The following is a 6,089-nucleotide window of genomic DNA, read 5'->3' as shown; positions in this document are numbered from 1 at the left end:
CATTTCTTTCCAGGTCAATCCAGTAACGCTTCATTCTTTTCCCGATATCCGGCTCAAATACTGTGGACTCATAAATCCCGCCATTTGCAAGGATTGTCTTTTCGCTCCCTGCATTTTCTTCCAGACAAGTGATGAGAACCTTCTTAAGCCCCAGCTCCCGGCAAAGAGGCAACGCCTCTTTCAGCATCCTTTTTGCATAGCCTTTTCTCCGTTGGCTCGGACAGACGGAATAGCCAATATGACCTCCGTATTTTTCCAGATATCCGTTAAAGTAATGCCGGATCTGGATCATGCCGAGGATCTTCTGATCCTGCTGCCTTACATAGGCATACTGCGTCGCAGAAACCCAATTTTCCGGGACATTCTCCTTTTTTTCATAAAGCCTGTTTTCTTTTATCCACTCAAGGGGATCATTTTGCCGGAGGGAGCCTGTCCCATCCATCGAACTTCCGGCCTCCAGCATCTCCTGTTTGAATGCTTCGATCTGCGCGGTGTATCGTTCATCCGGTTTCACTAAAGTACATATTGCGTCCTCCTCCGATGATCTTTTCAAATATCGGTCGGTATAGGCACATACGGCAAAACATTTCCCACATAAATCCGTCTCGATCCCGGTGGCTTTCGTCATGATTTCTTTCTCTTTTCGGTAGCACGTCTCCACATCCACGATCTCTTCCCTTTCCATCCCGGCTTTCCAAAGCGTCCCTTTCAGCGCCTGTGCAGGACAGTTCTTCACACAAAGTGTACATCCGCCGCAGCGGGACTCATTGATGGAACAGTCATGTTCCAATGGTGCATCCGTGAACAGAGATGAGATCCTTACTGCCGATCCATATTGTTTTGTGACCAGGAGACAGTTCTTTCCGATCCATCCAAGTCCTGCCCTCGTAGCCACTGTTTTATGCGGGATCCGGGACTTTCTGTCCGGTCCAACCTCTACACGGTCGGTGGTCTGTGCCCACGCTTCATACCCTCTCTCCTTCAGGAATGCTTCTCCCGCAGTGACAATTTCATTGAGCTTGTTGTTCAGCTTATGATAGTATTCGCGGTATTCTTTTGTCGGAGCCTTCTTGAGATCCATGATCACATGCTTTGGTAGAGGTACTGCTACCGACACTCCTGTCGGCCATTTACAGTTTTCGACACCGTCCATATTTCCGATACCAACCAGGGCTGCCCCCTTTTCGTACAAATATTCTTTCAATTCCAAAGTCAGACTCATATCACATCCCCCTTTTCGCCAGATCAGCCTTTGTTGTAACGTATTTCTATTGTATCAATTTGTCTGTGTGCCGGCTAGTAGGAAAATAAAAAATGATCAGCCCCCAGACAGGAAAATAAAGCTCCTGCCTGAGGGCATCCTTCGTTCACACTCAATTTTTATATTACTTTGTATATTTCTGGATGATTTCCTGCATTTTATCAAAATTCTGTTCCATCTCATCCACAAGGCGGAACTGTGTCCGTGCCCGGACAAGATTGTGTTCCGGGTACTCCGTCTTAAAGTATGTATCTCCCTGAAGATAATCTGTCAGGAATCGGATACCGCATTCCAGCGTCATAAGGCGCGCTCCCCACGGAAGACTTTTGATCTCCTCTTCTGTCAGAACATCCTTTGTCTCTTCCAGATAGCCTTTTACATACAGTTCATACAAGTTGAGGTCGAAATGCATGAGATCCAGGTTTCTCTCATCTTCTGCCGCTGTCGCTGCCCCGAAACGGATAGAATCCCCAAAATCATTTGCCGCAAGCCCTGGCATGATCGTATCCAGGTCAATAATACAAAGGCCCTTTCCTGTTTTTGCATCAAAGAGAATATTATTTAACTTCGTATCGTTGTGAGTCACACGGAGCGGAAGTCTTCCATCTTCCTGTTTTGTCACAAGGACGCCGCAATCTGCTTCCCGGTCAAGTACAAAACGGATCTCCGGTTTACATGTGACGGCACGGTTTTTGAGATCTCTTTTTAAGGCAACCTGAAACGCCTCGAAACGCTTTACTGTATTGTGGAAGTCCGGGATCGTCTCATGGAGCCTGGACGCCGGGTAATTGCCAAGCTGCTTTAAGAAATGCCCAAAACTGCTGCCGGACTGGTAAAACTGCTCCGGCTCTTCCACAAGCTGATAGCAGACAGAATCCGGGATGAAGTTGTAGCATCTCCACGGTTCGCCTTCTCCATCCTCAAAATAATTGCAGCCACTTTTTGTCTTAATATAGGAAAGTGTCTCCCGATCCGGATTGCCGCCTTCCTGACGGATCTCATTTCTCAGGTATTCCGTTACCCCGAAAATATTTTCCATCACACCTGCAGGATCTTTGAATACGTTGCTGTTTACTCTCTGGAGCACATAGGACAGCTCGTCTCCATCTTCTCCCGGCATGTACACTGCGTAAGTTTCATTGATGTGCCCTGCCCCAAACGGCTTCACATAGCTGCACCGGTTTCCAAATCCGAATGCGTAGATGGCGTCTTCCAGATTGCGGTTGTCCACCCCGTCGATCTTCCTTCTCGTGGAAAAGATTACTTCGCCCGCTTCTACTTTCTCTCTGGATCCGATCGTACAGTTTGCCTTTACCACACTTCCAAGGCCCACATGTGCTCCACTGCATATATGGGAATCATGGTCTATCACTGCACCGCTGTTTACAAGCACTCCGTGCTCCACTACCGTATGGGTGTTGACTACCGCCCTCTGCATGACGAAACTTCCGTTTCCAATCTCTGCGCTGGGACTTACTACTGCGGACGGATGAATAAGAGCCGGCACCTGATACCCCGCCTCCATCAATTTTTCCGTCCAGTACAGACGCATATTGTTGTCTCCCAACGCCGCTACTGCCGTATCATACTCTTCCAGAAAATTTTTGTAATCACAGCATTTTCCAACGACATCCTTATCTTTTACCGCATCGTCAAGGAACACCGCATTCTCATATCCCAGAAGATACGCTGTCTCCTGGATCATGTGCCCGAATCCGCCGGCACCTAAAATCAATAAACTCTTCATTTGCTTCCCTTAAGGAGGCCGTGATGCCTCCGCCATCCCTTTCTTTGAAATTCATTGTTTCATTATAACAGATTTACAAAAAAAAGTCTTTTATTTGCGGTAAATTGGCGGAGAAATTGCTCATCCGTTCATAGCTATTTGTGCGCCAAATGGTTGCTTTTTCCATTAATGCATGCACTCGGTCAGCTTCTATTTTGATCATACGAATCTCAAACTTACGATCTGCTCATCGAGTTCAGCCAGCCCTGCACGTGATTGAAAAGGTTGGGCTGGATAGCCGGATAAGTCAGTTCTTTTGGAATAGTTGCAAAAGTTTTGGTCTCCTGGATTTCAACCTCATCTGAAAGGTCTCCTTGTTTGTTTATCTCCGCGAAGCAAAGGAGGCCATATGTCGTTTCTGTTCCATCCGAGACGCCGTAGATACAGACTGGAGAAAGTTCAAATTTTTCTGCACCGGTTTCTTCCCAAAGCTCTCTTCTGGCCGTATCGAGGATCGCTTCTCCCTCTTCCCGGTGCCCTCCCGGTATTTCCCAGGTCGCCCGTTTTTTGTGGCGGCAGAAGACCCATTTCCCTTCATATCTTGCCGCGATGACAGCAAATTTTAATCGTGCATCATCGATTTCTTCCTTGTCATGAAATGTAACTGTTACCATATATTTTCCCCCTTTGTCCGATTCTTTTTCCAATATTTTATCCCATTTGCAAAAAGATGACAATGGATTTGCTTTACCGGGACAGGGATTCTTCTCTCACTGCCTCGAACGCCTCTTCCAGATCTTCCAGAATATCACTGATATGTTCTGTCCCAATGGAGAGACGGATGGTGTTCGGCTTGATACCCTGGTCTTCCATTTCCTCTTTGTTTAGCTGGGAATGCGTCGTAGAGGCAGGGTGGATGGCCAGGGATTTCACGTCCGCCACATTTGCGAGGAGGGAAAAGATCTCCAGGTTATCGATGAAGGTTTGCGCTTCCTTTTCTCCGCCTTTGATCTCGAATGTGAAGATGGAGCCGCCTCCGTTCGGGAAGTATTTTTCGTACAGCTCTTTTTGTCGTTTGTCCCCTGCCGCAGATGGATGATGCACACACTCCACCAGCGGATGGGCCTCCAGATACTGCACGACTTTCCGTGCATTTTCCACGTGGCGTTCCACCCGGAGAGATAACGTCTCCAGCCCCTGCAGGAGCAGGAATGCGTTGAAAGGGGAGATCGCCGCCCCGAGATCCCGGAGGATGACTGCCCGGACTTTTGTGATAAAAGCTGCCGCCCCTGCCGCTTTTGTAAAGCTTACCCCATGATAGCTTTCATTCGGTTCAGAGATCCCCGGAAATTTGCCCGATCTCTCCCAGTCAAACCTGCCGCTGTCTACAATGACGCCGCCAAGGGTCGTGCCGTGTCCGCCGATGAATTTTGTGGCGGAATGGACCACGATATCCGCCCCGTACTCGATAGGACGTACAAGGTATGGGGTCGCAAACGTATTGTCGATAACGCACGGAATGCCGTGGGCATGGGCTATGGCAGCGACGGCTTCAATGTCCGTCACGTCTGAGTTTGGATTTCCAAGTGTTTCTATGAATATTGCTTTCGTATTTTCCTGGATGGCTGCCTCGAATGCTCCATCCTCAAAAGGATCTACGAATGTCGTTTGAATACCGTATTCCGGAAGGGTATGAGCCAGAAGGTTGTATGTGCCGCCGTAAATATTTTTTGCCGCCACGATATGATCGCCCTGTTTTGCCAATGCCTGAAAAGTATAGGAAATCGCTGCTGCCCCGGACGCCACGGCAAGAGCTGCGACACCGCCCTCCAGAGCCGCCATCCGTTTTTCAAACACATCTTCTGTCGGGTTCGTCAATCGTCCGTATATATTGCCGCTTTTTGCAAGGCTAAATCTTGCCTGCGCATCCATACAGTCATGGAACACATAGGAGGATGTCTGGTAGATCGGCACCGCGCGTGCGTCGGTAGCCGGGTCTGCCTTCTCCTGTCCTACATGAAGCTGCAGCGTCTCAAATCTCAGTTTTCTCTCTTCTCTGCTTCTTTTTCTGCTCATATGCTGTCCTTCCTTTCTCGGTCTGCTATGCTGTGAATAATGGTGTGGAATAGTAGCGGTCTCCTGTATCCGGCAGAAGCACGACGATCGTCTTTCCTTCGTTTTCCGGCCGTTTTGCCAGAGATACTGCCGCCGCAAGAGCCGCGCCTGAGGAGATGCCCACCAGGACTCCCTCTTCCTTCGCGATGGTCTTCGCATATGCGAAAGCATCGTCTCCTGTCACTTTTATGATTTCATCATAAATTTCCGTGTCGAGTACATCCGGGACAAATCCTGCTCCGATTCCCTGGATCTTGTGCGGCCCTGGATTCCCGCCGGAAAGTACCGGAGATTCTGCAGGCTCTACCGCCACAACTTTTATTTCCGGATTCTGCTTCTTTAAGTATGTTCCTGTCCCTGTGATGGTTCCCCCGGTTCCTACAGAAGCCACGAAAATATCCACATTTCCGTCCGTATCGTCCCAGATCTCCGGTCCTGTCGTCTCTGTGTGCACCTTTGGATTGACCGGGTTTGTAAACTGTCCCGGTATAAAGCTTCCCGGAATCTCTTTGGCGATCTCCTCCGCTTTTTCGATGGCTCCCTTCATACCTTTTGTCCCATCTGTAAGCACAATTTCTGCTCCGTATGCTTTCAGAATATTTCTTCTCTCCACACTCATGGTCTCCGGCATCGTAAGGATCATGCGGTACCCTTTTGCCGCCGCAATAGATGCAAGGCCGATTCCTGTATTTCCGGACGTCGGCTCTATGATGACAGAACCTTCTTTCAGTATGCCTCTGTCTTCCGCATCTTCGATCATCGCTTTTGCGATCCTGTCTTTGACACTCCCTGCCGGATTCAAATACTCCAGTTTTGCCAGAATGCGCGCATGAAGCTCCAACTTTTTCTCCAGATTTTTCATCTGTACGAGAGGGGTATTGCCTACCAATTCTACCATTCCGTTATAAATTTTTCCCATTTTTCTATCTCCTTTTTTCTATTTCCTATTAAGTATATAGGAATTATATGATATGATTCATCTCTTGT

Annotated in this window: 5 protein-coding genes; all 5 read right to left on the bottom strand. The window is 48.4% G+C overall.

Annotation, left to right across the window (positions count from 1 at the left end; all coding sequences use genetic code 11):
- On the bottom strand, positions 1-1,222 hold a 1,222-nt coding region (locus FLB61_RS13095), incomplete at its 3' end, for a GNAT family N-acetyltransferase (protein ID WP_246599227.1).
- 163 nt (positions 1,223-1,385) lie between these two features.
- Entirely contained in the window at positions 1,386-3,008 is a 1,623-nt protein-coding gene (locus tag FLB61_RS11815; RefSeq protein ID WP_221920288.1) for a phosphotransferase, read from the bottom strand.
- Positions 3,009-3,223: 215 nt separating this feature from the next.
- The gene (locus tag FLB61_RS11810; RefSeq protein WP_221920287.1) at positions 3,224-3,661 is read right to left on the bottom strand and encodes an NUDIX hydrolase; all 438 of its coding nucleotides are present in this window, start codon (positions 3,659-3,661) and stop codon (positions 3,224-3,226) included.
- A gap of 73 nt (positions 3,662-3,734) precedes the next feature.
- The gene (locus FLB61_RS11805) at positions 3,735-5,063 is read right to left on the bottom strand and encodes an O-acetylhomoserine aminocarboxypropyltransferase/cysteine synthase family protein (RefSeq protein ID WP_221920286.1); all 1,329 of its coding nucleotides are present in this window, start codon (positions 5,061-5,063) and stop codon (positions 3,735-3,737) included.
- Between the two features lie 25 nt (positions 5,064-5,088).
- Positions 5,089-6,021 carry a cysteine synthase A gene (gene cysK / locus FLB61_RS11800; RefSeq protein WP_221920285.1) on the bottom strand — a complete coding sequence of 311 codons (933 nt, stop codon included), beginning with the start codon at positions 6,019-6,021 and terminating at the stop codon, positions 5,089-5,091.
- Positions 6,022-6,089: the final 68 nt, after the last annotated feature.

Origin of the sequence: Sellimonas caecigallum (genome assembly GCF_019754295.1) — a bacterium.
Lineage (GTDB): Bacteria > Bacillota > Clostridia > Lachnospirales > Lachnospiraceae > Sellimonas > Sellimonas caecigallum.
This window is presented reverse-complemented; position numbering and strand designations above follow the sequence as displayed.